At 58.2% G+C, this 24374-nt stretch carries 21 protein-coding genes and 1 tRNA gene; 12 read left to right on the forward strand and 10 right to left on the reverse strand.

The features are described 5' to 3' along the window. Positions 1-34: 34 nt before the first annotated feature. Both RlegSU303_RS22220 and RlegSU303_RS22225 read right to left on the reverse strand, forming a co-directional pair. Entirely contained in the window at positions 35-1576 is a 1542-nt protein-coding gene (locus RlegSU303_RS22220) for a sugar ABC transporter ATP-binding protein (RefSeq protein ID WP_131620058.1), read from the reverse strand. A 68-nt stretch (positions 1577-1644) separates the two neighbouring features. Continuing rightward, entirely contained in the window at positions 1645-2574 is a 930-nt protein-coding gene (locus tag RlegSU303_RS22225; RefSeq protein WP_065284428.1) for a sugar ABC transporter substrate-binding protein, read from the reverse strand. A 374-nt stretch (positions 2575-2948) separates the two neighbouring features. Here RlegSU303_RS22225 and RlegSU303_RS22230 point away from each other — a divergent pair, with 374 nt between their 5' ends. Next, a complete protein-coding gene (locus tag RlegSU303_RS22230) occupies positions 2949-3446 on the forward strand; it encodes a DUF1993 domain-containing protein (RefSeq protein WP_017962562.1) in 498 nt (165 codons plus the stop codon). A gap of 15 nt (positions 3447-3461) precedes the next feature. On the opposite strand, the gene RlegSU303_RS22235 is transcribed toward RlegSU303_RS22230, so the two are convergent. Both RlegSU303_RS22235 and galE read right to left on the reverse strand, forming a co-directional pair. After that, on the reverse strand, positions 3462-5021 hold the full coding sequence (locus tag RlegSU303_RS22235) for an alkaline phosphatase family protein (RefSeq protein ID WP_231283316.1): 1560 nt from the start codon (positions 5019-5021) through the stop codon (positions 3462-3464). Beyond that, complete coding sequence (gene galE / locus RlegSU303_RS22240; RefSeq protein WP_025396443.1) at positions 4999-5982, reverse strand: UDP-glucose 4-epimerase GalE; 984 nt, start codon at positions 5980-5982, stop codon at positions 4999-5001. The genes RlegSU303_RS22235 and galE overlap by 23 nt, the downstream gene beginning before the upstream one ends. Before the next feature lie 249 nt (positions 5983-6231). Between galE and RlegSU303_RS22245 the strand changes: the two genes are divergently transcribed. Together RlegSU303_RS22245 and RlegSU303_RS22250 are read left to right on the forward strand one after the other, a co-directional pair. Continuing rightward, positions 6232-6876: a ThuA domain-containing protein gene (locus RlegSU303_RS22245; RefSeq protein ID WP_131620062.1), complete on the forward strand. Its 645-nt coding sequence runs from the start codon at positions 6232-6234 to the stop codon at positions 6874-6876. A gap of 157 nt (positions 6877-7033) precedes the next feature. Then, positions 7034-7603, forward strand: coding sequence for a GNAT family N-acetyltransferase (locus RlegSU303_RS22250; RefSeq protein ID WP_231283317.1), 570 nt, complete (start codon positions 7034-7036; stop codon positions 7601-7603). 34 nt (positions 7604-7637) lie between these two features. On the opposite strand, the gene RlegSU303_RS22255 is transcribed toward RlegSU303_RS22250, so the two are convergent. Beyond that, entirely contained in the window at positions 7638-7892 is a 255-nt protein-coding gene (locus tag RlegSU303_RS22255; RefSeq protein ID WP_026158941.1) for a DUF2934 domain-containing protein, read from the reverse strand. Positions 7893-8092: 200 nt separating this feature from the next. Here RlegSU303_RS22255 and RlegSU303_RS22260 point away from each other — a divergent pair, with 200 nt between their 5' ends. The 5 genes from RlegSU303_RS22260 (at position 8093) to RlegSU303_RS22285 (ending at position 12474) form a co-directional block, all read left to right on the forward strand. Then, positions 8093-9529 (forward strand): DUF6880 family protein, encoded by a 1437-nt coding sequence (locus RlegSU303_RS22260; RefSeq protein WP_231283318.1) that lies wholly within the window; start codon positions 8093-8095, stop codon positions 9527-9529. A gap of 34 nt (positions 9530-9563) precedes the next feature. Further along, positions 9564-10124, forward strand: coding sequence for a DsbA family protein (locus RlegSU303_RS22265; protein WP_231283319.1), 561 nt, complete (start codon positions 9564-9566; stop codon positions 10122-10124). A 301-nt stretch (positions 10125-10425) separates the two neighbouring features. Continuing rightward, positions 10426-12057, forward strand: a complete 1632-nt coding sequence (locus tag RlegSU303_RS22275) for an ArnT family glycosyltransferase (protein WP_231283320.1) — start codon at positions 10426-10428, stop codon at positions 12055-12057. Positions 12058-12115: 58 nt separating this feature from the next. Further along, a complete protein-coding gene (locus RlegSU303_RS22280; RefSeq protein ID WP_231283321.1) occupies positions 12116-12313 on the forward strand; it encodes a hypothetical protein in 198 nt (65 codons plus the stop codon). A gap of 98 nt (positions 12314-12411) precedes the next feature. After that, complete coding sequence (locus tag RlegSU303_RS22285; protein WP_231283831.1) at positions 12412-12474, forward strand: hypothetical protein; 63 nt, start codon at positions 12412-12414, stop codon at positions 12472-12474. 49 nt (positions 12475-12523) lie between these two features. Here the strand turns inward: RlegSU303_RS22285 and RlegSU303_RS22290 are convergent, their stop codons facing one another. From RlegSU303_RS22290 to RlegSU303_RS22310, 5 genes are all read right to left on the reverse strand, one after another. Beyond that, a complete protein-coding gene (locus RlegSU303_RS22290; protein WP_231283322.1) occupies positions 12524-15697 on the reverse strand; it encodes a sacsin N-terminal ATP-binding-like domain-containing protein in 3174 nt (1057 codons plus the stop codon). Further along, complete coding sequence (locus RlegSU303_RS22295) at positions 15694-19233, reverse strand: DEAD/DEAH box helicase (RefSeq protein ID WP_231283323.1); 3540 nt, start codon at positions 19231-19233, stop codon at positions 15694-15696. Before RlegSU303_RS22295 ends, RlegSU303_RS22290 begins: the two co-directional genes overlap by 4 nt. A 430-nt stretch (positions 19234-19663) precedes the next feature. After that, the gene (locus RlegSU303_RS22300) at positions 19664-20404 is read right to left on the reverse strand and encodes a hypothetical protein (RefSeq protein ID WP_231283324.1); all 741 of its coding nucleotides are present in this window, start codon (positions 20402-20404) and stop codon (positions 19664-19666) included. A gap of 286 nt (positions 20405-20690) precedes the next feature. Continuing rightward, complete coding sequence (locus tag RlegSU303_RS22305; RefSeq protein ID WP_131708606.1) at positions 20691-21881, reverse strand: hypothetical protein; 1191 nt, start codon at positions 21879-21881, stop codon at positions 20691-20693. Between the two features lie 89 nt (positions 21882-21970). After that, positions 21971-22060 (reverse strand) — tRNA-Ser (locus tag RlegSU303_RS22310). Between the two features lie 304 nt (positions 22061-22364). On the opposite strand from RlegSU303_RS22310, the gene rplU reads away from it, so the two are divergent. The 4 genes from rplU (at position 22365) to RlegSU303_RS22330 (ending at position 24352) form a co-directional block, all read left to right on the forward strand. Continuing rightward, entirely contained in the window at positions 22365-22682 is a 318-nt protein-coding gene (gene rplU, locus RlegSU303_RS22315; RefSeq protein WP_003543907.1) for a 50S ribosomal protein L21, read from the forward strand. 33 nt (positions 22683-22715) lie between these two features. Continuing rightward, positions 22716-22985 (forward strand): 50S ribosomal protein L27, encoded by a 270-nt coding sequence (gene rpmA / locus RlegSU303_RS22320; protein WP_003543909.1) that lies wholly within the window; start codon positions 22716-22718, stop codon positions 22983-22985. Positions 22986-23111: 126 nt separating this feature from the next. Then, positions 23112-23768, forward strand: coding sequence for a GNAT family N-acetyltransferase (locus tag RlegSU303_RS22325; protein ID WP_003543911.1), 657 nt, complete (start codon positions 23112-23114; stop codon positions 23766-23768). Next, complete coding sequence (locus tag RlegSU303_RS22330; protein WP_017962571.1) at positions 23765-24352, forward strand: GNAT family N-acetyltransferase; 588 nt, start codon at positions 23765-23767, stop codon at positions 24350-24352. Before RlegSU303_RS22325 ends, RlegSU303_RS22330 begins: the two co-directional genes overlap by 4 nt. Positions 24353-24374: the final 22 nt, after the last annotated feature.

Consider the following 24374-nt stretch of genomic DNA (forward strand, 5'->3'; position numbering starts at 1 on the left):
GTCAAACCTCCCTTGGGCGATCGCCGTCAACGCATCACTGCGCAGCCAGCTCCATCACCTTGATCTGCGTTGCTTCATCGCGATTGAGGAAACCGGTCACGCGTCCCTCATGCATGACCATGATGCGGTCGCTCATCCCGAGAACCTCGGGCATCTCGGACGAGATCATCACCACCGCCACACCGTCTCGCGCCATCTCCGTGACCAGCCGGTGGATTTCCGCCTTTGCGCCGACATCGATGCCACGCGTCGGCTCGTCGAGGATGAGGATGCGCGGATTGGTGAGCAGCCAGCGCCCGATCAGCACTTTCTGCTGGTTGCCGCCCGAAAGATTCTCCACCCGCTCGTAAAGATTTGGCGTTTTCACGCGCAGCTTTTTTGCCATGTCTTCGCAGGTTGCCTCGACTGCGCCCTGCTGCACGAAGCCGCCCTTGACGTATCTGTCCTGCAGAACGGCGATCTGCATGTTCTCGAGAATATCGAGGATCAGCAGGCAGCCGGTATCTTTCCGGTCTTCGGTCAGAAACGCCATCCGATTGCGGATGGCCTCGGTCGGCGAAGAAATGGCCACCGGTTTGCCGTAGAGCTCGATCGAGCCGGAGCTTGCCGGCGTCACGCCAAAAAGCGTTTCGGCGACGTTCGACCGGCCGGAGCCGACGAGGCCGGCCACACCGAGGATTTCGCCGGCTCTCACTTCGAAGGAGATGTTGTTGAAGACGCCCTTGAGACAGAGATCCTTGACGGAGAGCACGACTTCGCCGATCGGCACCTCTTCCTTGGGAAACATCTGGGTGATCTCGCGCCCCACCATCATGCGGATGATGTCGTCGCGGGTGACATCGGTCGAGGCATGCGTGCCGATATATCGGCCGTCGCGGAAGACGGAGAACTCGTCGGCGATCTCGAAAAGCTCGTTCATCTTGTGGGTGATGTAGACGATGCCGATGCCTTGGGCCCTGAGGTCGCGGATAATACTGAAAAGATGCTCGACCTCGCGCTCCGTCAGCGCCGAAGTCGGCTCGTCCATGATCAGCACGTCGGAATTATAGGAAACCGCTTTGGCGATCTCGACCATCTGGCGGTTGGCGACCGACAGGAACCGGACCTCGATATCGGGATCGATTGATATATTGAGCCGGGCAAACAGCTCCTCGGTCATGCGATGCATCACGCCGTGATCGATGAAGCCGAGGCGGTTCTTCGGTTCGCGGCGAATCCAGATATTTTCGGCAACCGTCATGAACGGCATCAGGTTCAGTTCCTGATGGATCATGGCAATGCCGTTCTCCAGCGCGTCGAGCGGAGATTTCAGCCGGATCTCGATCCCCTTCAGGCGAATATCACCCTTATCGGGCGTGTAGATGCCGGCGAGGATCTTCATCAAGGTCGATTTGCCGGCGCCGTTTTCGCCCATCAGCGCATGCACGGAAGCGCGCTTCAGCCGGAACTGCACATCGTCGAGTGCGACGACGCCAGGAAATTCCTTGCGGACACCCTCGGCGCTCAAGAGATATTCCGCATTCGGGACGGCGCCGCTCGCGCGCACGGCGGCCATGGTTGTCGGGCTGACGGCCATATCATCTCCTCCAGATACGGGTAGGCGAAAGGATGCGGGCAAAGCCCGCATCCTGCTTGGCATTCGCCTCAGTTCTTGGTGACGAAGTCCTTGACGTTGGCAGGCGTGACGAGTTGGAAGGGAATGTAGACCTTCTTCTCGATCTTTTCGCCCTTGGCGAGCTTGAGCGCTGCATCAAGCGAGCCCTTGCCCTGGCCGGCGGCATCCTGGAACACGGTAACGTCGAGATCACCCGCCTGCATAGCGGCAAGCGCGTCCTGCGTGGCGTCAACGCCGCCGACGACGACCTTGCTCATGTCCTTGCCGGCTGCCTTCAGCGCCTGGATGGCACCGATCGCCATTTCGTCGTTATTGGAGATGACCGCGTCGAACTCGATGCCGCTGGAGAGCCAGTTGGTCATCAGGTCGGCACCCTGGGTACGATCCCAGTTGGCCGTCTGCTCTTCGACGATCTCGATGCCTTTGCACTCGTCTGTCTTGATGACGTCATGGACGTCCTGGGTCCGCATGCGCGCAGCCTGGTTGGAGAGCTCGCCCATGATGACGACGGCCTTGCCCTTGCCGCCGAGAATACGGCAGATTTCCTTGGTTTCCAGCGTGCCGGATTCCAGCTCGTTGGAAGCGACGAAGGCCTGCTTGTCCGGCAGCGTGTCGACGTTGACCGGCTGACGGTTGACGTAAACCAGCGGAATGCCGGCATCGGCCGCGAGCTTCGACATCGCCGTGGTCGCATCGGTATCGACAGGGTTGACGATGATTGCATCGACCTTGGAGGCGATGAAATTCTGGATCTGGCTCTGCTGCTTGGAAACGTCGTTCTGCGCGTCTTCGACCTGCAGCGTCACGCCGCTCAGTGTCTTTGCATAATCGGTCATGCCGTTGCGCAGAACCGTCAGGAAATTGTCGTCGAATTTCGCCATCGAGACGCCGACCGTCTCTGCGTGAGCCGCCGTCGACATGACGAGCGCCATCGCAGTGCCCAGGATAAACTTTTTCATTTTACTTCCTCCACAAAGCGGTGCCCGGCTGCACCCTCCTCACGCCGGAGCTCCAGGCATTTGCTCTGAAGCCGCAATTTTCTGCGCCACCTCTCCCGCGGCGCTCCGCAAAACGGAACAAACAAACCGTCAAATCTGTTCTGCGGAATATTCATTCCATTTTCTGGGGACGACGTCAAGTATCTTTAGCGGCGACGAGATAGGGAGGAGAGCGCAATGCCATGCGGGCTTCACGACCGACGCCCGCATTCGCTCTGTTGTGAAAGACCAGGCGAGCATCCATCTATGGGAGGGTCGAAGACGGGCTCACGGCCACAGACGCCTTCGACCTCTCGCCGCGACCCAATCATTTGAAGATTTTGGAGACAGGACAGATGTCCATTTCGATGTATCGCCTCACCGTTCCGATGTTCCAGCGCGGCCTCGCCAGCCTGAAAACCTACCTCGACAAGGCCGAAGCCTATGCCAAGGAAAAGAATATCGATCCCGTCATCTTGGTCGCCGCTCGCCTGGCGCCCGACATGCTGCCGCTCTCCGGCCAGTATCAGCGCGCCAGCGACACCGCCAAATTTGCGCTCGCCCGCCTGACGGCGACCGACGCCCCGAAGTTCGAGGATAACGAAACGACGTTCGAAGACCTTCGTGAGCGCCTGGCAAAGACTGAAGCCTATCTCGCCGGTTTCTCGGTGGAAGCACTGGAAGGCACAGAAACCCGCCAGATCACCCTGCCGGGAAAGAGTGGTATCGTGCTGCCGGGTGACGAATATATCGCCACCTTCGCCCTGCCGAACTTCTATTTCCACGTCGCGACGGCCCACGCCATCCTGCGTAGCCAGGGTGCTCCGATCGGCAAGCGCGATTATCTCGGTTGAGTGATTGAGTGAATATCAGGGCCGGCGCGTCACCGGCCCTCTTTCCGTCAGCTCGGTATAGGCGAGCGTCTGATCGAGATGGCGTGCTCTGAGCGACAGCAGCTTCTCGGCATAATCGAGCCGTATCGCCGCATAGGCCGGATCCGCCGCAACATTGTCGAGTTCCATCGGATCGTCGGCAAGATTGAAGAGCAGCGGCGGCAAAGCGGTAAAATGCACATATTTGAACCGTGCGTCGCGGATCACCGCGAGATTGCATTCGTTGGGCCGCAGCCGGAAATGCCGCTCGGCCTCGCCATGCGCAATGTCGCGGAAATCGAATTCCCAGAATGCCGCATCCCGCCAGCCCTCTCCGCTCCCACCCCTGACAAACGGCATGAGCGACCGGCCATCGAGCCCGTTCTTCGCGTCGATGCCGAGCCTTTGGCAAAGTGTCGGAAAAATATCGGCAGCGCTGGTGAATTTGTCGACGACCCCACCCGCAGCACTGCTTGCGGGATCGCGAATGACAAGCGGAATATGATAGCTGCCGTCGAAGAAGCCGCCCTTGCCGAGCGTCCAGTGATCACCCGCCATTTCGGCGTGGTCGGACGTGAAGACAACAAGCGTATCGTCCCAGGCACCCGCATCCTTGAGGGCCTGCCAGATGCGGCCGAGCTGCGCATCGACCTCTGATATCATGCCGTAATAGATCGCCCGGATCGCGGCGAAATCCTCATCGTTCCAGCCGCTGAGCGGCCCCGCTGCACCGTGGATGAAGTTGCCCTTGTCGGAGCGTGGCATGGCATAGGCGAGGTAGGGATGACTGTCCTGTTCGGCTTCGCAGGTTGCCGCGCGTGCAAAAACCGGTCCGTCCCCCGGCTTGAACATTCGGTTGAACGGCTCAGGCACGGAGAATGGCGGATGCGGACGTAAGAAAGAGACATGCGCAAACCACGGCCTGTCCTGTTCGCCCATCCAGCGGATGAACTCGCCGGCCAGGAAAGCCGTCTGGGTCTCGTCGCGTGAATAGGCCGGCGCTGCATCGGAAATGTCGCCCGCTTCCACGCCGACGGGAATATGGATGTCGCGGCTGACGGCATCCGCGTGGCCACGGGACCTGAGCCAGGAGAGCCATTGTTTCTCATGCTCGGGCAGAAGCTGGCGGGCGGTAAAACCCGGCAGCACGCCTTCGTAGGTCGTCAGATGCGGATCGCCGGCATCCATCCCGCGCGGATCGGGCGCCGTATCCGTGTAGCCGAACAGCGTCGGGTCGTATCCCGCCCGCCGGGCGGCCAGCGCCAGATTGTCGAAGCGAGCATCGAGCGGCGAACCGTTGCGGCAGACGCGGTGGTTCATCTGATAGAGACCGGTATAGAGTGTTGCCCGCGCCGGCGAGCAGGGTGCCGCCCCTGCATAGTGCCGCCGGAAGAGGGTGCCTTCGCGCGCCAGCGCATCGACACCCGGCGTCTTTACGCAGGCATGGCCGACGGCCGACAGGCAATCACCGCGCCACTGGTCCGCCGTGATCAGCAGGATGTTCGGCCGGCGGGCTTTCTCAATGCTGATTGGCTCAATGCTGGTTGGATTTTGCATGCCAGTCCCAGGCGGAGCGGATGATCTGAGACAGATCATACTGCGGCACCCAGCCGAGCACGTCGCGCGCCTTGTCGTTATTGGCGACCAGCGTATGCGAATCGCCTTCGCGACGGCCGATATATTCGACCGGGAAAGGCCGGTTCGACACGTCCTCGATGGCGCCGAGCAATTCCTTGACCGTCGTGCCGGTGCCGGTGCCGAGATTGAGCGCGACGGAATCGCCGCCCTTCAGCAGATATTCGACGGCGCGCACATGCGCATCGGCAAGATCGAGCACATGGATATAGTCGCGCACACAGGTGCCGTCACGGGTCTCGTAATCGCTGCCGAACACCTTGAAACCCTGACGGCGGCCGAGCGCCGCATCGATCGCCAGCGGTATCGCATGGGTTTCCGGCTGATGCCATTCGCCGATCCGGCCCTCGAAATCGGCGCCGGCCGCATTGAAATAACGCAGCACCACCGAGCGCAGGCTCCTGTACTGGTCGTAATCGGCAAGCGCCTGCTCGACGATATATTTCGTCCGCCCGTAAGGATTGATCGGCACCTGCCGGTGCGTCTCGTCGAGCGGCACGCTCTGCGGCAGGCCGTAGGTCGCGCAGGTGGAGGAGAAGACGAAGGCGTTGATGCCGGCCGCCTGTGCCGCTGAGAGCAGCGTCAAGGTGCCGATCACATTGTTCTCGTAGAAGGAAACCGGATCCTTGACCGATTCGCCGACCTCGATCAGCGCCGCGAAATGCAGGATCGCCGCCGGCTTGTGCTTGGCCAGTACCTCATCCAGCCGGGCGCGATCGCGAATATCGCCTTCCTCGGCCGGCCCCCATCTGACGAACTCGCGATGGCCGTTCGAAAAATTATCGAAGACGACAGGCCTATAGCCCTTATTCGCCAGGTCGAGGCACGTATGCGAGCCGATATAGCCGGCACCGCCGACGACAAGAACCGTTTCACCTGCCATGCACCACCCTTATTATTCATTGAGAGATGGGAGAAACCTAGACGAGATACACGTCAATAAAAAGAAGGAACTACGATCGGCGTCAATGGACAATACGTCAAATGCCGAAGTCGCCCCATTCGTGCGGTTTGTGCCGAGTCAGCAGATAGTCATGAATTATTCGCGTGATTTGCACAGCCGCCCGATCTAATGGGCTTGCACCACCATGTGATGATCAACGTCTGCAGTTATAAAGCAGGGAGAGCGCAAATGAGGAAGGCAATGATCGTTTGGGGCGGCTGGCAGGGTCATGAGCCAGAGCAATGCGCCCATATCGTCGCCGATCTCTTGCGCGAGGACGATTTTACGGTCGAGGTGACCGGCGATCTCGGCGTGTTCGGATCTCCGACGCTGGCGAAAGCCGATCTGCTGGTGCCGATCATTACCGGCGAAAAGCTTGAGAAGGAGCATGCCGCTGGCCTCGTCGAAGCCGTGCGCAGCGGTCTGGGGCTCGCCGGCCATCACGGCGCGCTCGCCACGTCCTTCAAGGAAAGCGCGCCTTTCCGCTATGTCTCCGGCGTCACCTGGGTCGCCCATCCCGGTAATATCATCGACTTCCGCGTTGCCGTTACCCGCCAGGACGATCCCGTCATGGAGGGCATTCCCGATTTCGACTATCGTTCGGAGCAATATTACCTCCATTACGATCCGACCGTCGAAATCCTCGCGACCACCACCTTCACCGGCGCCTACGATCCGGCGGCCCGCAATGTCGTGATGCCCGTCGTCTTCAAGCGCCATTTCGGCGCCGGCCGCATCTTCTATTCCGCCCTCGGCCACGTCGCGGCCGAATTCGACCATCCCTACATGCCCCTCATCCTGCGGCGTGGCCTCAGCTGGGCCGCACGCCAGTAGCGCCAGAACGATCGCCCGCGGATGAGGATCGGCAACGATATCCGGGCGATGTCGGCGGCTAAAGAACGCGGATTTCAGGCTGCAGGGCAGCCTCGCCTGATCGGCCGGCATGGGGCGGCCGCTTGCCGATCGTCCGCCCGCGCCATAACTTGCCCGGATGCAGGATCGCTTCTCTTTCTTCCCCGCTACCGCCGACCGCCTGGCCGACATAGAAGCGGTTTTCGACGATTGCGCCGACGGCCGGAATTGTCGCTGCGCCTACTGGTATCTTCCGAATGCCGACTACAAGGCAGGATGGGGCGAGGGAAATCGCAACTGGTTCCGCAGCCTCGTCGCCGAACGACGCCCGCCCGGCATTCTCGGCTATCACGAGAATGAGCCGGCCGGATGGTGCGGTGTCGCGCCACGCGCCGTATTCGATCGGCTGCGCCGCTCAAAACCCTTTGCTTCAGTCGATGACAGGCCGGCCTGGTCGATCAATTGCTTCATCGTCCGCAAGCCGTTCCGGCGGCAGGGTCTGTCGCGATTGTTATTGAAACACGCGGTTGAATTTGCAAGCGCGAACGGCGCCGAATGTCTCGAAGCCTACCCTGTCGATCAGTCAGCCCGTGCTTCGAACGGAGCCGAGCTCTATCCGGGAACTCTATCGATGTTTCTGGATGCCGGTTTCGCCGAAGTGGCAAGACGCCTGCCGGCAAGGCCGATCGTGCGCCTGGAATGCCGCTGAATATTTCGGCAACCCAGGGATTGATAGATACCGCCTAGCGAGCCGCCTTGATCTGCCGGTCGTTCTCCAAGGCGGGACCCGCCTCGTCATAGATCCGCATCAGCCGCCCGGCGGCCTTGAGTTTCTCGATGAGGTCGTTTCCATCAGGCGAGGCCTTCGTCCGCTCCAACTGCTCGAACTCCCTCAGCGCCTGCGCCCAATGGCTTTCCCCACGCCCATCCGGCCTGCCTTCCGATTCCCATAGTGAATAAGCGCGCTGGCTGACCCAGGCGTCTTTATTATGACTCATAATCAACCCCAGCGAGAAATTTGGAAGCAATATTCGACAGGCAACAAGGTGCCAAAACCGGCTTTAGGAGTCGTTACAAGGCAGCGTTAGTTTTTAGCTAATAGCGACGTGCCGAAGGATTATCCCGCGCATACATTCCCGGACCTTGGCCTCGTACCGCCTCCAGGGTAGGTTTATCGCAGAAACGACAGCGATGACCGATGGCAGCCAAGACAACACTCAATGCGAAGAATCTCGAATCCCTTGGCGCGCAGCGTCTTGCCGAACTGCTGATCGAGATCAGCACGGGCAGTGCTGCCCACAAGCGGCGGCTTCGAATGGAGCTTGCCGGCAATCATGGCGGCGCCGAGGTGGCGCGTGAGGTGCGAAAGCGGCTTGCCAGCATTGCCCGTGCCCGCACCGTCATCAACTGGCGCAAAGTGAAAGCGCTGAAGAGCGATCTCGAAACCCAGCGCAAGACGATTGCAGAGACGGTTGCCGCCGATGATCCCCAGGAAGCTTTCGAACTGATATGGCAGTTCCTCGCACTGGCGAACCCGATTTTTGAGAGATCCAGCGACAGCAGCGGTTCTCTCATCGAAAGTTTTCATCAGGCTTGCGTGGATGCTGCCGCAATCGCCGCGTCCGCCAAGATCGACTCCAAAGTCCTGGCCGACAAGGTGTTCAAAGCCGTGCAGGACGATGGTTACGGTCAGTACGACAACCTCATTGCGGCGATGGCGCCCGCTCTCGGTAAGGATGGCCTCGATTGTTTGAAGACCCTCTTCGTCCAATGGTCCAAGGAGCCGAACGACAAGCCGGCTAATGACAAGCTCGAGGTCATCGGCTGGGGCAGCGCTGGTCCCCTTTACGAAGATGAGATCTACGGCACTCAGCGGGATCTGACGGTGCGCATAGCCTTGCAGGAAATTGCCGACGCCCAGGGCGATGTCGATGCCTACATCGCCCAGCAACCCGAGAACACACGCAAGGCGCCGATGATTGCGGCCGATATCGCCACTCGCCTGATCTCGGCCGGCCGGGCGAAGGAAGCGCTTGAGATGCTGAATGAGGTCGAGACGAAAGACCGGGTCGACATGCCGTTCGAATGGCAGCTCGCGCGCGTCGAGACGCTGGAGGCCCTGGGGCGCGCAGAGGAGGCGCAGACCTATAGATGGACGTGCTTCGAGCAGTCGCTGCACGACCAGCATCTCCGCGCCTTCCTCAAGCGACTGCCGGACTTCGACGATCTAGAGGCGGAGGAGAAGGCATTCGCCCATGCCCAGGCTTTCCCGGACGTCCACCAGGCGCTTGCATTTTTCCTGCTTTGGCAGGCACCCGCCGAGGCAGCGAAACTCGTGATGAGGCGGAAGGCGGAACTGGATGGCAATCTCTATGAGCTGATGCCGCCGGCGGCCGAAGCTCTGGCGGAGAAACATCCGCTTGCGGCAACCATCCTCTTGCGCTCCATGATCGATTTCGCGCTCGATAGCGGCCGGTCCAGCCGCTATAAACATGCGGCGAGGCATCTTGCGGACTGCGCATCGCTTGCGCCTCATATCAATGACTTCGGCGACACAAGACCCCATGACGTCTATGTCGCAGAACTTAAGCGTCGACACGGCAAGAGGCATGGCTTCTGGAGCCTGGCGACCTAAGTCGCTTCAGACATCTCACCTCCGGAGGAATTCCATGACCACCACCGCCTGGCACGCCGATCCACTGAATTGGGGCAACGGACCCCGCATCTTCGAGGCCTTTCTGGAGCCGACTTGCCCCTATTCGGTCAGGGCGTTCAACAAGTTCGACCAACTGCTGAGCCAGGCCGGCGAAGACAAGATCACCGTGAAGATCCGCCTGCAGTCGCAACCTTGGCATATGTATTCGGGCGTCCTCGTCCGCTGCATCATCGCAGCCTCGACGCTGGAAGACGGCAAGGAGACTGCAAAGCAAGTGATATCAGCTATCGCCGCCCATCGCGAGGAGCTCGAATTCGAACATCATGCCGGCGGCCCGAATATGGATGTGACGCCGAACCAGATCGTCGAGCGCCTGGAAGGCTACAGCGGCGTCAAGCTGAAGGAAGCCTTCGCAATTCCGGATCTCGATCGGGAGATCAAATGGCACTGCAAATATGCCCGCCAGAACGGCATCCATGTCTCGCCAACCTTCATGATCGACGGGCTGGTGCAGCCCGACATGAGCAGCGGCGACGAAGTTGGAGCCTGGGTGAAGAAGGCGCTGGGCAATTGACGCTGGCCGTGTGCCAGAGACTATCAAGGTGAGCCGTCTCGCCGCTGTCCTTATCGTGTTCGCATGGGGAATGGAGTCAGTAATCAATCTGGGCTAATTGCTTTTTAAGGCATTGCTGATGAACTGCCGTCATGACAAAGCCGCCCCGCAAGCCTTCCAAGCCGCTGCTCGGTGAAGCCTACGAGCCGCTCCGCAGCCGACCGCGCCGGCGGCGAGATCCCCCTCAGCCTAATCCTCCTCTCGATCCGATGACGGCGCGTATCGCGCCGTGTCGGGCGTCAGTGGGAAGGACACGGTTCAGATGAGCGACGACCCGAAATTGAATCGTGCCGAAGGTCAGCAATGTCAGCAGCAGACGAGCGACTGGGACATGGTTTCTCGCAAATACCCGAGCCTCGACACTGCGATCTTGCTGGGGATCCTGTTTATTGCCATCGTCTTCAGGTTTCATAAGATCACCTTACCGCTGGTCGACGGCTTCAGCTGGCGCGAGATAAGCACCGCAATGATGGCCGACAATTTCCAGCAGCGCAGCTGGAACATCTTCTTTCCGGAGGTCAGCTGGACCGGGCCCGGGCCAAGCTATCAGGGCCGTGAGTTCCAGATCGTCAGCTATCTCACGGCCCTGCTCTACCAACTCTTCGGCTGGCACGATTGGTTCGGCCGCGCGGTTGCGGCCTTATTCGGCCTGGTGACGGTGTTTTCGCTGCACAGGCTAACGGCGCTATGCTGGGGCGAGATGCACGCTCACGCGGCGGCGCTGGCCTACGCGCTGATGCCGGCGGCGATCATGATCGACAGCTCGTTTCTTCCCGATCCCGCGATGCTGGCCTTGGTCACTCTTGGTGTCTGGCTGTTCGCCAAATACTGGGCCGGCGGCAGCCGCTGGCTCTTGCCGCTCGCCACGCTCAGCTTCTCGCTCGGCGTGCTGTCAAAGCTACCAGGCATCGCTGCCGGCGCCGTCATCTTCTACCTGATGGTCTGCTGGATTCGGGAGAAGAAACGAAAGCAGGCAAGCTGGGTTTTCCTGTCGGGGCTTTCGAGCCTGGCCGTCATCGGCGCTTATTACATCTGGGCGATTTATCTCGGCCGCAGCTATCCGCCGTTTCATGTCGCCGGCACCGGCGGCTATATCTGGGATGACGGCTTCTGGACTTATGTCAGGGACAGATTCTACTTCAAATCCTTGTGGAACACCTCGGTCTTGTGGTTCTACGGCTATCCGTTCCTGGTGCTGCTGGCCGTCGGCTTGTGGATACCGCTCAGCCGCGCCGAAGACCCGAAGCAACGCAGCCTTTCGGCCATTCCCTATGTGTGGCTGACTGCGGCCATCATCCTCTATCTGGCGGCGGCAGGCGAGATCACCAGCAATGTGTGGAACTTCCATATCTTCCATGTGCCGATCGCGATGTTCTGCGGCCATGGCGCGCTTCTTCTGGCAACGCTTGGGTCGAGAACCGTTCTGACGCCGGCGGTGGTGCTTCGCTCGATCTTCATCGTGGCCATCGCGCTTGCCTGGTCGACCTTGCCCCTCGTCAGGACGATGAAGAAGCCAATCGCCATGAACGGCAAGCTGCTTGGCGAGGAACTGGCGCGGTTGGCGCAACCGGGCGACCTTGTCGTCGCCATCGCGCCTGAGGTCGGCGATCCCGTCGCAGTCTACTACAGCAGGGCGCGCGGCTGGGTGTTCCCGCCTGGCGGAGGTGATGCGGAATGGTCGAAATTCGTTGCGGATGACGCCACTGCGATCGCGCAGCTCGAGGAACTGCGGGCGCAAGGCGCGGATCTGTTCGGCGTGACCAAGAACGCGACCGACAAGGAGGGCCGGCTGTTCGTCGAGCATCATGATGGGGTTATCGACCATCTGGACAAGACCGCAACCAAGCTTGCGGATTTGAATAATTTGCTGATCTATAGGATAACCCGTCCATGAGAGCCGCGACAGTCAGGGGTCATGGGCCTTCGACCGCATCACGCCCAGCATCTTCGCAGTGAAGACGATCGCGTTTTTCCTCACCTATGTCTTGGAAATGCTGCGCATCTGCAATGAGTTTCGTGACGTGGTGCAGAGCCGTTTCGGCGCCGGCCGCAATCGGTCGCGCACCGCTCACCTCAAGCGCCGGGCTGCAGCATGTGGCTCTGACGACCGCGGCTTGAGCCCACGCAGCGTGGCAGCACAGATGGTCTAGGAGACAGCCGATCTCGATCGTGTGCTTCGACTATGTAATAACCCATGAATTAATGCCATATTGCCGAGCCGCATCATGGACCGACTTTCTATGATCTGCTGAGCCGCGTGATGCCGGATTGGTCAAATCGGAAGCAACGGCTCGAGCGAGTTATGGCCTGAGGCGGAAATTATTTCCGCTTCAAGCCATTCGGTAATGCGGGTGATAGCGCTAATTTGTTGTGCCATCGAGCAAATAGTCCGCCCGATCTAATGCGTTCTGATCCGCCTCGATGATTGTGCGAAGGTCGGCAAGGTGTGTCTTTGAGAAATAGAGGGTTGCGTCAGTCTGCGCGAGAACAATCTCCAGTTCATTTTCGGCCTGTGCTGCTAGTCGCCCCTTCAGCGTCGTCCGCGAGGGATTTGCGTGTTTAAACATGGCTGCATGATTCGGGCAGAGGCAAAGATAGTTCTGATCATAATGCAGCTTCAGCTCTGGCAGAAGTTCCACGGCTTCGAAATAAAAGGACCCATCGCCGAGCGTAAACGGAAGAACATCCTTGCAAATCTGGCAAATTTGTTCCGCGTCGACGTTGGTATATTGTTGGCGCAGATACTGCTTGGCCTCGTCCTTAACCCCGTCCAGTCCTATGGAGACAGACCGTGTACGCTCCTCCGTTCTACGTAGGGGCGCGTTTGCCGAATGGGCAAAAATACGTTCCCGGCGACGCGTCGGATTGCCTGGGGTGTGATCTGGTAGGGCAACTCTCTTGCGTCGCTCGAATTCGGCGAGAGCCCGTTCTTGTTCGTCGGGTGGCATGGCTGAAAATCTACGCGCGGTGTCGGCATCCTTGAAGCCAAGCGACTCCGCAGCCTGCTGTTCCTTCTTGTGCCGTTCTATCGCAGCGGAAAACTCGGCCTGCGCCTTCTCGCTCTCCAACGTGATATTTACGCCAAACTGGATTGCCTTGATCCAAGGCCAGCCGGCATCGAAGGTGAAGCCGCCGGGTAGCAGTTCCGAGCGGGCATCAGCTGGTTTCACAAAGCCGCTGCCTCGCTGCGGCACCCAAGCAGCTCTTCGTAGCTGGTGAACAAGCTGCGAGTGGGCGAAGTGCGCACCGCCTGTTTCGTTCTTTCGATAAACAGCGCGCAAAAGATTCTCGTGGTATGTTGAATCATAGCCATGGTTCGTATTAGGCAGAGAGCACATCGTGCTCCAAATTAGTTTGGACAGCTTTTCCGATTTCCGTTCAACCATTGAGGCAAAGCTGCCAAACGAAAAGTCGCGGTCAATCGGAGTGGTGTAGCGGGAGCCCGAGACCGAGGACAGATATTGCCATTGAGGATTTTTTTCGCATTTCGCGTTAAAGACCGGGAGTTTGGTGCGAGCGCCAAGTACTTCAGCAAAGCGCGCGATTTTTGCCGTGTCGATTTTCATCAATTGGTAAAAGTCTGCCAAAGGTGAAAGCTGGTACGCCCCTCCCAACCCGAAGTATTCGCTTAGGCCGGTGTCGAGATAAGGCTCATCAAGGTAGATTTCGGAGGCTTTTCGCCAAGTGTTGTCCTTCCCCATGAAGAGGCGGAAAGGGGCCAGGGTCGAAGATGTTGAAGCGTCTTCATCGAGGACTTTCATGAAGCGACGCAGATCGGCAAGGTATTCGCGTTCGTTAAGCGCGCGCTTCTCGCCTTCGTACTTAAACTTGAGCTCAGCTTCAACAAGCTGGCGCTCTCCCACTGGCGTCACCCCAGTTGACTCCAGAAACCGCCGCGCGCTTTCCTGTTGGGCTTTACTCTTTCCCGCCGTGTACACAGCCGAATCGACGCAGCGTACACCGTCTGTCTGCGGATGACGCTCTTCCGAGAAATGACATGCTGAACCGATGGCATAGTTGCTGTCGGTGAGTCGGATGATCCGGCAGCGCTTCAGCCGGTAAATTTCGTCCCGCGCTTCGCTTTCGCGGTCGAGAAGTGAATAGAATTGCTGATGCCAATCGACACTCTTGCGCCCGAGCCATGCCATGAACTCTTTGTCGACGCCGCCCCAATTGCCATCGGTGGCTTTGTCACCGAGGCAGTCAACGAAGGCCTCGATATCCCAATCCCTGATTTCCAGTCCTGTCATGAATCGTTCGACGTTCGTCCCCTGCAGGGCACGGCTGGCGGCCCAAAGGGGCTGTTTGTTTTCGTATTCTATCAGGTATTTGATATCATCCTCGTTGAGGAGTTCCTTGAGGGATGCCTTGGCCTGCACCAATCTGTTAGCAGGCGCGTGACCCTTACCATGAGTGGGGAACAGCGGTTCCGTCTTCATGGCCTCGGTGATCGCATCGCGGATTATTTCGTATCCGTACCCTTTGCCAAGCGGGTCCTGTGCGTTCGGAAGAACGCCCAGGAAATCAGTGGTCAGAAGGCCAAGATCACGGACGTCGTGAAGCGCGGACGCCGACAGCGCGGCCAGCTGGTCATAAAGCGGGTTGTTCGCCGGCGTGTCTTTGATGCTGGCCCTACTCAGTTCAGGCACAAAGGGCGCATGCAGGTGAAAACGGAGCCCCGATGACTCCTTGCTTGCCGGAAAAAATACGCAGACCTGCCCGGAGACGGGTACGATCCTCAGCTGCTGAGAAAGAGCCTTGTCTGCCGATAACGTCTTGACGTTGGGCAGGAAATCCAAAGCAAAAGCGACCGCAACGCGCTGCTTTTCCAGGCCCTTGACCGCTTGATCGAACTTCAGGAAATGGGCGCTCGTTGTCGTCTGTCCGTTGATCTGCTTGAGCACCTCCACATGAACCGGTGTATGGGCTATCCGAAGGACTTCGCCAGAGACAGTGTCGCCAACCTGCCATTTGATCGACTCGATGTTCGGCAGAAACAGAATGGTTGTTTCGGCAAGTTCGTTGAAACCAGCGGCGATTTCGGCGTAAGCGATGTCCGGCGTCTTCTTCGGATTATTAAAGGGCAACCAGAACCTTGTCTGAGCGTCGATCCCAACATCGTCGGCAACGGGCTCGGGCATGACATATTTTACGATCTTGAACGAGAAATCCGCAGCGTAGATTGTCGGCGTCTGCGTGTAAACGAACACGGACTTGAAGCCGACGCCAAACTTCCCGATCTGGTCCGACGATTTAGTTTTCGTGCTGTTGTGAATGCCGGTAATCGCGCGCACGTCGGATTCGGTGAAGGTCCGCGCGCCATTGTGCTCGAACCAGCAGCCTTCCTTCGACAGCTTGAAAGCGGCTTCCGTCGCGCCCGTGTCCTCGGCGTTTTGAAGCAGCTCGAACACAAAGTGAGCCTGGTCCGGATAGAAATCCTCGAAGATGTCGAGGTTGATATCGTTTTCATTGGCGTCGAGTCCATCGAGGAACTTGCGCCTTTGTTCCATCAGGGATTGCAAGAAAGCGTTCATGCGGATGGCCTCGTCACGGTCAGCATACCAAAAACTACCGGCGAAACGCGAATGTCACCGGTCGCCGCAGCGCGCCTCAGCTCATCCATGCGGCGCTCGAAATCCACCTGCGCCCGCCCAAGTTCGCTTTCTTTCATCAAGCGGATTTTTTCGTTTGTCGCGCGCGCCAGCTGGTCCTCGATAGCCTTGCAACGAGCGCGATGGCTGACAGTGAGGCTTTGGACGCGCAGCTCGACGAGTTGATGGTTTTCAGCGACATGTGTACCCTGTGCCTCCGCCCACTTGGCATGATGGCGGGTATCGAGACCGTCCTTGTCGGCAGGTGCGGGTGAAGCGCCGCCTTCAACGATTCGCGCGTTCTGCAGTACGGTCAACAGTGCGGCCTCGAGCGCGGGGTCAGCCACAGGTACGAGCATGCGGTCCGGTTTTACCCCATGCAAGGACCAGCGATAAATCGCAAAAGGATGATTTCCGATTGGCAGATCGGCGGATTCAAAGGTGACCGCGCAGGACTCCGTATCCACCACTTCCAGAGCGTGGGCGGCTTGCCGCACGAGGGGATGTACAACGGTTAGATGCAGCGCCTTCGGGTTCTCGGCGGCGGTCTGCTGATCGAACGTAGCGGAGACCGTCGGCTGCGATCCTTTCAGCCACTTCTCCCATTCGCGCGAGATGGGTTCGTTGGACCGTGGCAGACGCCGGAAATCATCCAGAAGCGATGCACGGGCTGCCTGGTTTATGCGCAGGGTCTTCAGAGGCTTTTCGCCAAGCAAATACTCTGTGTCAGTGCCCAGACGTTTGGCCAGATAGACGCCCACACAGGCCTGTAGCGCACCCGGCGAAAGCCAGAACGATTCGGCGGCGTCGATCTCATCCTTCCAGGACGGTTTCGGCACATTCAGGCCGAACAGTTCTGCCTGGCGCGACTCCAGCTCCTGTTCCTCCTCAATCTGGCGAATGCCGTTGTCGGCCAGCTGCTGCAGCCGCGCCACCCGCTCGTCGGGGGTCAAGGTGAAACTTTCCGCTATATCGTGCAGCTCTTTGGTTACTGCCCCAAGTATCTCTTCACTACCGCCGACGGCGTGATGGAAAACGCCGATCCGCCAGAGGCAGCGATTATAGATGTCCGCGTCAACGGTGCCCGGCGTCACGAAGTTGATGATCGCCACGGTCTCGCTCTTCTGGCCGTAACGATCCACGCGTCCGATCCGCTGTTCGATGCGCATCGGATTCCACGGAAGGTCGTAGTTCACGAGGAAATCACAAAATTGGAAATCAAGACCTTCGCAGCCCACTTCGGACGAAAGCAGGACATCAATGGCGTCTTCTTCGGCCTTAGGCAACGCAAAGCGGCGACGTAATTCAGAGCGCTCGTGATCCGGCACGTCACCGTGAACTAGGCCCACGCGAAGATCGGTGTCTGCCGTGCGCTGCACGAGATAGCGGAGCGTATGTCGGAATGTGCTAAATACGAGTGCCTTGTTATTATCGCGGCTGCTTTTGTCTCGTAGAATTTTCACGAAGGCTTCAGCCTTGGGATCGTTCTCGTCGAGCGCTTCAGCCTGAGCAAGCACGGCCTCGATGTCAGGCCGGACCTTATCAACAAAGCGCAAGTCGCCGTCACTGTCACTATCGCTGGCTTCCATCAGCTCCAGCTGGTCGAGTTTCCCGTTGAGCATGTCCGAGAGCAGCGGCGCGAGGCCGTAGAGGCAGCTTGCTGCCTGACGGCGAATGGTGGTCATCATGAAGGCTACGTTCTGCTGTCCATGCGCGTAGCCAAGGATTCGGGCTATCACGGCGAGCAGATCGTCATGCAGCTGCTTCTGGGCCGTGGTGAACTCGACCGTCAGCGTTTCAGGTTTGCGGCTTGTGAACTCGCCTATATCACGCCGACGGGTACGGTTGATCAATGGGCTGAAAGTATACAGCTGCTCGATGCCGTGGATCGTCCTGATGCGCTCCTGATCGCTTAGGGATTCTGCGCCAAGCCAATCGTAGATATTTTGGAAAGCGGGTGTCTCGCGGATGAAGAGACGGCCCCAGTCGGTTTGAGCGACGCTGTCAAGGCAGCCGCGCGCTGCTTCCTGCCAGCCGCGCGCGGCTGCACGGCAATGCTTCACAGCTTCATTGATAAACTGATTTGGCTCCGCCATTTGCTGAAAGCTGGCAGGATCGATGACGAGATCAGGCCGCAATACGTTGAGGAGAGTATAAAGATCGTGGCTGCCGAGTTGGACCGGTGTAGCCGTCATCAGCACGACGGCCTGCGCGTTATCGCAAAAATACCGGATTCCTTGGTGTAGATATGTCTCGGAGTTTCTGATGTGATGCGCCTCATCCACGATCACAAGATCAAATTTAGGTGGTGGATCGAGCGATACAAGGCCTTGGTCCTTGCGGCGTCCAGTTCCAGTCCCGAGCACGAGGTCGGAATCGAAAAGGGAGAAGGGTAGGATGGCCTTTGCGTACTGTTCTGGCCACTCGCCTTCGAGCTCAGTCTCCTTGATGCAGTGACGCAAAAGCGCGCCGTCGAGCGCCGTGAAACTCTCATCGAACCGCTTCATTTCGTTGTGCCACTTGCGCTCGGCAACGAGCGCTTTGGGGCAGATCACCAGTACCGATGAAATATCCATCCGCGCCCGCAGTTCCTTAATGATCAGACCTGCTTCGATCGTCTTGCCCACACCGACTTCGTCGGCAATGAGGATGCGCGGGCGATCGGCGCGGATAATCTTGAGAACTGGCCGGTATTGGTAGGGCACGAACTGGACGCGACCCGAGCGCAGTGAGAACAGGTTGGCTGTGGAAGGTGAGAGTATCTGAAGGCTGGTCAGATGCGCCTGCAATTCACTGGCTCCGAGTAGCACTTCGTTGGATGACGAAGTGCTGGTAGGCTGGAGTTGGCTTTCGTAATAAAGCGCCTTCGCGCCATTCTCGAAAACATGGTAGCGGTATTCGCTGCTACCAGGCAGCACTTCCACAACCGGTAGGTGCTTCGTCGGGTCCGCTCGGAGTGCCACGATGTCTCCCAGCCGAAAGAGAGAGGTCATAGTCGTTGACGTAGATGGTGGCGTCGTTGATTGCGAGTTGTCAGAGTTGGTGGACGCTATTGCCATTAGCACCCGCCGCTTTTCTGCCTCTACTTTTTCGAGCATGTCAGATGGCGCACCGATCAGCATGAGCAGTCGAACAAGCGTATCTGCATCTCGAAAGATTTCACCCAGTGGAGGCTCCTCAGTTGATCGATGCGCCCACCTGTTCCGGATTGTCTGGAGCTCCTTAATCCAGTTTCGCCCGTCGCGCGGCCACTGGAGTGCTTCGGAAAGCTCATACCAATTTTGGTCCAACACTCGAAGAAGCGCCGCTAGGTCCAACTGCTTTAACGAGGTTATCCGACGCTCAGTGGCCATACGTTGCTGCTGGAAGCTTAACCGCTCAATTACAAGGATTCGCCACCAGTCTGCAGACTGCTTGGGTAACTGGTCGTCAAGGAATGAAGCCAAGATAGTTGTTGTATTGTTGAGGAGTTCAATCATATCTCTTGCTACCAAGATTAAAATAAGTCTGCGCTAACAAATTAGCTGTTTAACCACGTTACGCCCCGTCTAGCCCCAATCATCGAACAGGGAAGGCTCGCTACGCTGAACATTCGCGGTGGAATAGCTCTCCAGGGTACGCCGATTGCTTCAGGCGTGAGAGGGTCAGCCAGCTTATCCCCATTGAACTCAAGAACGCGTAAGACCCGACGATTCTTCGGCCTGCCTTCAGAGATTTGGTATGCCCATTGCACTTTGAGGATATCCAGCACCTCAACGTGCAATTCTTTCCTCTTAACTAATCGCCAGAATTCAGCGTCTTCGATCACGAAATAGCAGTCACGGCGAACCTGGTCTTTTCCTTTCCATTGACGTGCCCTCTGGTCTTCCTCATCCCAGTTGGGGGAGGTGACGTAGATACTTTCAATGGCTACCGTCCACTCCGGTGGTTCCTCTTCTTTTTCTTTACGAGCGGGCTTCTGAGCCCGTTCGGCAAAAGAACCGCGAGGAACCGGGAAGTCATCGTCGGCGTGAAGCCTATCCGTTTGACTTTCCTATTGTTGAGACAAGCAACATAAAACTCCGAGCGTGCGTCCAATGCTTTGGCGAGGCCGACTTCCATCCCGATCTTGCTTAGTTCCTTATTTTCCTTTTCAAGAACTCCGCGGGTCATAGCGACGATTATTTTTTCACTTGATCGGCACGCGCCTGGGTCGCTGTCCGGTATCGCGTCGATTGCGTATGCATGCGTCGGCTCGGAAGTGTCTTGTGGATCGTCTTCGCTAGGCTCGATCATCTCATAAGCCTCTTGTACGCGCTCTCGATGATCTTGCCCGAGCTCTTGTGCCCATTCGACTGGCGACTTTCCTGTCAGCCCCTCGACATATGCCGCACCTACGTCACTGTTCAAAAAAGCAAATACCGCCGTCGTGCCCGCGCTGACCCAGACCACAAGCTTTGTTAAAAAGCTGCCGTCATCTGGTGGCAAAACGATCAGATCAAACTTCAATGAGCCTTGGAAAAAAGTCTCGTCTAGCGCCGTGATAATATCACGGGCACTTTCTGCAGTTTGAATGAACGTATCGAGCTTGAGAAAATGATCTTCGACATCGAAATGGATAAATAAGTGGCTTGAGAGCTCTTCAACCTCCCAAAGTGAAGATTCTGTCATAGTCCTGCCGGTCCCTCAACTCTCGCTAGAAAGTCTAGTTGGCAGCCGCACATTGGGCAAGTGTTCTGTCCGCGATATAATTGGCGTTAGCATCATGAACTGATGCCGCTGAGATGTCTGTGTGTGGTGCAGATGGGAATTATTTCCGCATGCGGTCAAAACTCCCACACTGTTGTGCAAGACTGTCGTATTGAATCGCAGGTGATCGGGATTTAATGGCCGTCTCAACGGCTTGAAAAGAGTGAATTCCTTACTTGGGAATCCCGGCTTCGGAGGGCCGCACGGCCTAAGCACCTTTAATCTTACGCCCTCGCGTGCGCTCCGCCCTGGCCAACTTATCGAAATCCAGCCCAAGATATGGAGATAGATCGATATCCGGAAGCTGCATGTATGCAATCTGCCGTGCCTTGGTTTCGGTCAAAGTTTTAAAACCATAAAGCTCATGCTCGTCCGCACCAAGTTCATGGCCGGCCTGAAGCTTTCGATCACGGGTTTCGATACCTTTATCGCCGGAGGCCGAAATGAACCCGCTCCTCAGGGAATGGTACACCTCCTGACGAACCTCCTTGATGCCCGCCCGTTCAAATAACCGAGCCATGTATGACGAGGCGCTCTTGCTCGGGTCCGCCAGCCTGTTGAGTTCCTTGAAAATAAACTCACCACCCTGCTCTTTCGCCCACTGCGGAAACCCGATTTCAACGAGGAAATTGTGGAGAACGAAAAAGCTGACACTGGCATTTGTCTTGTACGGAACTCGCCGCCAGATACCGTCGCCGTAGACGATGCCGCCAGTCTGCGCGACCCAGACGCCCTCGAACTTCTCGCGGAAATCGATCCCTTGAAGATGAACCAGCAAACCGAGCCGCCTTCCGGTCAACAGGCCGAGGAGTGGCAGCATTGCATTATCCAACAAACCCGACTGCACGCCCGTCTTGAGCAGCAACTCGACTTTCTTGTTGGATAGCGCCGAAGCCTCCCGACCGATGCGCACAAGCCCGCGCATCATCTCGAAACCTTTGGCCTCTTCCGGCGTCGGGGCGCGAGCGGGCTCGCGCAAGTCGAACAGTCCGCCTTTGAGAATCAGCGTCGCGAACTCGAATGGCCAGTCGTCGGCAGGGATGTCCTCGTCGGCAAGGCCGCTCACGATGTGCGACAGATCGGGTCCTTCGTAGCCAGCCATTCTCTTTTCAATCTCCTTGAACACCGTCCGCGCCAATGCGGCTAGCGCATCCGCGAGTTCTCGTGCCTCCTGATGTGGGAGGGCACCAAGGCTGACCCGAATGGGTCGAGAACCCGCACCGCCGCCAATGCGTTTCGGCAATCTGATCTGGAAGAGATAGATACCCCCGCTTCTGACCAGATAGAGCCCGGACGATCGCTTTTTAAGCTTGCGATTCCGTTTCTTCGCGGAAATGATTTCCGCGTCCGGCGATACATCGGACTGTACATGGCGCGATACAATGCGCGATACATTCATGACTGAACTTCCCTTTTTGGGTGATCGGTCAGGAAATCAGCGAGGAAACCCAAGGCTTGCGGGTAATTGGGGAAGAGTGACCCAAGTCATGGCGGAGAGGGTGGGATTTGAACCCACGATACCCTTGCAGGTATGCCGCATTTCGAGTGCGGTGCATTCGACCACTCTGCCACCTCTCCGCGGTCTGGTCGGCGCTTGTTCGGCGCGGGCGTTCTCATAACGGGCAAATGACAGGCTGGCAAGCCGAAAAGTCGAAGCATTCCATCCTTTTGCCTTGACACCTTTTTGTCACTCGCGTATCTCGGCTGCGCAATAGGTTTGGAGAAATCCGCGCCTTGGCCGTCCCGCGCTCGCGCGGGGCTTCACCGGCAGGAAGAGTTCGAGGATTAGACCTCTGAAATCCCTGCTTAACTTCGACTGATAAAAAGACAGCCACCTGCTGGATTAGCGGGGAGCGCTGGAACGAACATGAAAGGATAAAAAATGTTCGCAGTCATCAAGACCGGCGGTAAACAGTACCGTGTGGCAGCCAACGACGTGCTGACCATCGAAAAGCTGGAAGCCACCGCTGGCGACTCCATTGAATTCACCGAAGTGCTCGTGATCGGCGAAGGCGCCGACGCTGCGATCGGTGCGCCCTTCGTTACCGGCGCCTCTGTCAAGGCAGAAGTCGTCGAACAGAACCGCGGCAAGAAGGTCATCGCCTTCAAGAAGCGCCGCCGTCAGAATTCGAAGCGTTCGCGCGGCCATCGTCAGCATCACACGGTCGTCCGTATCACGGACATCGTGGCTGCCAAGTAAGATCAACGGGACAAGGTTTAAAGGAGAACTCCAATGGCACACAAAAAAGCTGGCGGTTCATCGCGCAACGGTCGCGATTCTCAGTCCAAGCGCCTTGGCGTGAAGAAGTTCGGCGGCGAAGCCGTCATCGCAGGCAACATCATCGTGCGTCAGCGCGGTACTGAGTGGCATCCGGGTTCCAACGTCGGCCTCGGCAAGGATCACACGATTTTTGCGCTTACCGCCGGCAATGTGAACTACCGAACCAAGGCCAACGGTCGCGTCTACGTGTCTGTCATGCCGAAAGCGGAAGCAGCGGAATAAGCCGGTAGCGCTCAAAAACAGCCGGCGTCTCATCGACCCGGCTGGCCGTATCAGGTTCAGTCTAGAAAACAGGGGAGATGGGGCGCCATCTCCCCTTTTTCTTTACCCCTCAAGGAGGACTGTACCATGCAAGGCGAATTGTTAAGGGTAGACCAATCACGGTCTCCCCAGGAAGACCAGCGGTCTTCCACGGAGCGGCTGAGGCCGGAACGGTTAAGGACCGATTGCCCTGTCTTGTTATCGGAAAGGCTCGTCATGCGCGCGCCCCACGAAGAAGACATCGACGCCCTTGCCCATCTCGCCAATAACGCCAAAGTCGCCACCATGGTATCGCGTATGCCGCACCCTTATACCGCCGATGATGCTGCCGACTTCGTGCGTCGCACGAAAAATGGCGAGATTGGCAAGTGCGTCTATGCGATCACCAAGGCCGAAAACGGCGCATTTATCGGCTGCTGCGGCGTGGAACCGCAGACAGACGGCAAGACCGTCGAGATCGGCTACTGGCTGGGCGAGCCCTATTGGAACAAGGGTTATACGACCGAGGCCTGCCATGCCCTGGTCGATATGGTGTTCAGGACCCGTCAGGACGTCGATCAGATCGACGCCCGTTGCCGGGTCATGAACGTCGCCTCGCGCCGCGTCATCCAGAAGTGCGGCTTCCAGTTTCAGGGTTCGGGGCTCGCCGCCTCGCTGGCGCTCGGCAGCAACGTGCCGGTCGAATGGTACAGGCTCGACCGCAAGACCTGGATGTCCCTCAGAAGCTGGGGGAACATCGCATGAGCACGACTGCGCTGCAAAGGCCAGAGGCCAAGCCGATGATGCCCGGCCCCGCGCCGGTCATCTCGACCGCCCGCCTGACGCTCCGCCCCCACAGGCTGAGCGATGCGCCTGATATCGCGGAATCGCTCTCCGATTTCGCGGTCACGCGCATGCTGTCCCGCGTACCCGCGCCGTTCGACCGGCAGGATGCGCTGGACTGGCTGATCCCGGTCACATCGGGCACCTTGCCCGACTGGCCGCTGGCAATCACCGGCAAGGACGATGTCCATATCGGTAACGTCTCGATCGAGTTGCGCCACGGCCGCTGGCACCTCGGCTACTGGCTGAACCGCTACTACTGGCGGCGCGGCTATATGAGCGAGGCGGTGACGGCGATCATCGAACGCTTCTCGCGCCGCATGCCGGAGACGCCTGTTCATTCCGGCGTCTTCGCCGACAACCCGGCTTCGCTGCGATTGCAGGAGAAGCTCGGTTTCCGCATGACGGGTTGCGGCGAAATCTATTGTTTCGCCCGCAACACGATGGTGTCGCACATCGAGACCGTGCTGGAGCCGGGCATGCTGCAGCCGCGGAAGGTCGCCTGATAGAGCATGATGCCGAAAAGTG

The organism is Rhizobium sp. SU303 (assembly GCF_021052345.1).
GTDB lineage: Bacteria > Pseudomonadota > Alphaproteobacteria > Rhizobiales > Rhizobiaceae > Rhizobium > Rhizobium laguerreae.

Coding starts and splice junctions, on each gene's coding strand:
- RlegSU303_RS22220 (WP_131620058.1), bottom strand. CDS start 1,576: ATGGCCGTCAGCCCGACAACCATGGCCGCCGTGCGCGCGAGCGGCGCC.
- RlegSU303_RS22225 (WP_065284428.1), bottom strand. CDS start 2,574: ATGAAAAAGTTTATCCTGGGCACTGCGATGGCGCTCGTCATGTCGACG.
- RlegSU303_RS22230 (WP_017962562.1), top strand. CDS start 2,949: ATGTCCATTTCGATGTATCGCCTCACCGTTCCGATGTTCCAGCGCGGC.
- RlegSU303_RS22235 (WP_231283316.1), bottom strand. CDS start 5,021: ATGCAAAATCCAACCAGCATTGAGCCAATCAGCATTGAGAAAGCCCGC.
- galE (WP_025396443.1), bottom strand. CDS start 5,982: ATGGCAGGTGAAACGGTTCTTGTCGTCGGCGGTGCCGGCTATATCGGC.
- RlegSU303_RS22245 (WP_131620062.1), top strand. CDS start 6,232: ATGAGGAAGGCAATGATCGTTTGGGGCGGCTGGCAGGGTCATGAGCCA.
- RlegSU303_RS22250 (WP_231283317.1), top strand. CDS start 7,034: ATGCAGGATCGCTTCTCTTTCTTCCCCGCTACCGCCGACCGCCTGGCC.
- RlegSU303_RS22255 (WP_026158941.1), bottom strand. CDS start 7,892: ATGAGTCATAATAAAGACGCCTGGGTCAGCCAGCGCGCTTATTCACTA.
- RlegSU303_RS22260 (WP_231283318.1), top strand. CDS start 8,093: ATGGCAGCCAAGACAACACTCAATGCGAAGAATCTCGAATCCCTTGGC.
- RlegSU303_RS22265 (WP_231283319.1), top strand. CDS start 9,564: ATGACCACCACCGCCTGGCACGCCGATCCACTGAATTGGGGCAACGGA.
- RlegSU303_RS22275 (WP_231283320.1), top strand. CDS start 10,426: ATGAGCGACGACCCGAAATTGAATCGTGCCGAAGGTCAGCAATGTCAG.
- RlegSU303_RS22290 (WP_231283322.1), bottom strand. CDS start 15,697: ATGAACGCTTTCTTGCAATCCCTGATGGAACAAAGGCGCAAGTTCCTC.
- RlegSU303_RS22295 (WP_231283323.1), bottom strand. CDS start 19,233: ATGATTGAACTCCTCAACAATACAACAACTATCTTGGCTTCATTCCTT.
- RlegSU303_RS22300 (WP_231283324.1), bottom strand. CDS start 20,404: ATGACAGAATCTTCACTTTGGGAGGTTGAAGAGCTCTCAAGCCACTTA.
- RlegSU303_RS22305 (WP_131708606.1), bottom strand. CDS start 21,881: ATGAATGTATCGCGCATTGTATCGCGCCATGTACAGTCCGATGTATCG.
- rplU (WP_003543907.1), top strand. CDS start 22,365: ATGTTCGCAGTCATCAAGACCGGCGGTAAACAGTACCGTGTGGCAGCC.
- rpmA (WP_003543909.1), top strand. CDS start 22,716: ATGGCACACAAAAAAGCTGGCGGTTCATCGCGCAACGGTCGCGATTCT.
- RlegSU303_RS22325 (WP_003543911.1), top strand. CDS start 23,112: ATGCAAGGCGAATTGTTAAGGGTAGACCAATCACGGTCTCCCCAGGAA.
- RlegSU303_RS22330 (WP_017962571.1), top strand. CDS start 23,765: ATGAGCACGACTGCGCTGCAAAGGCCAGAGGCCAAGCCGATGATGCCC.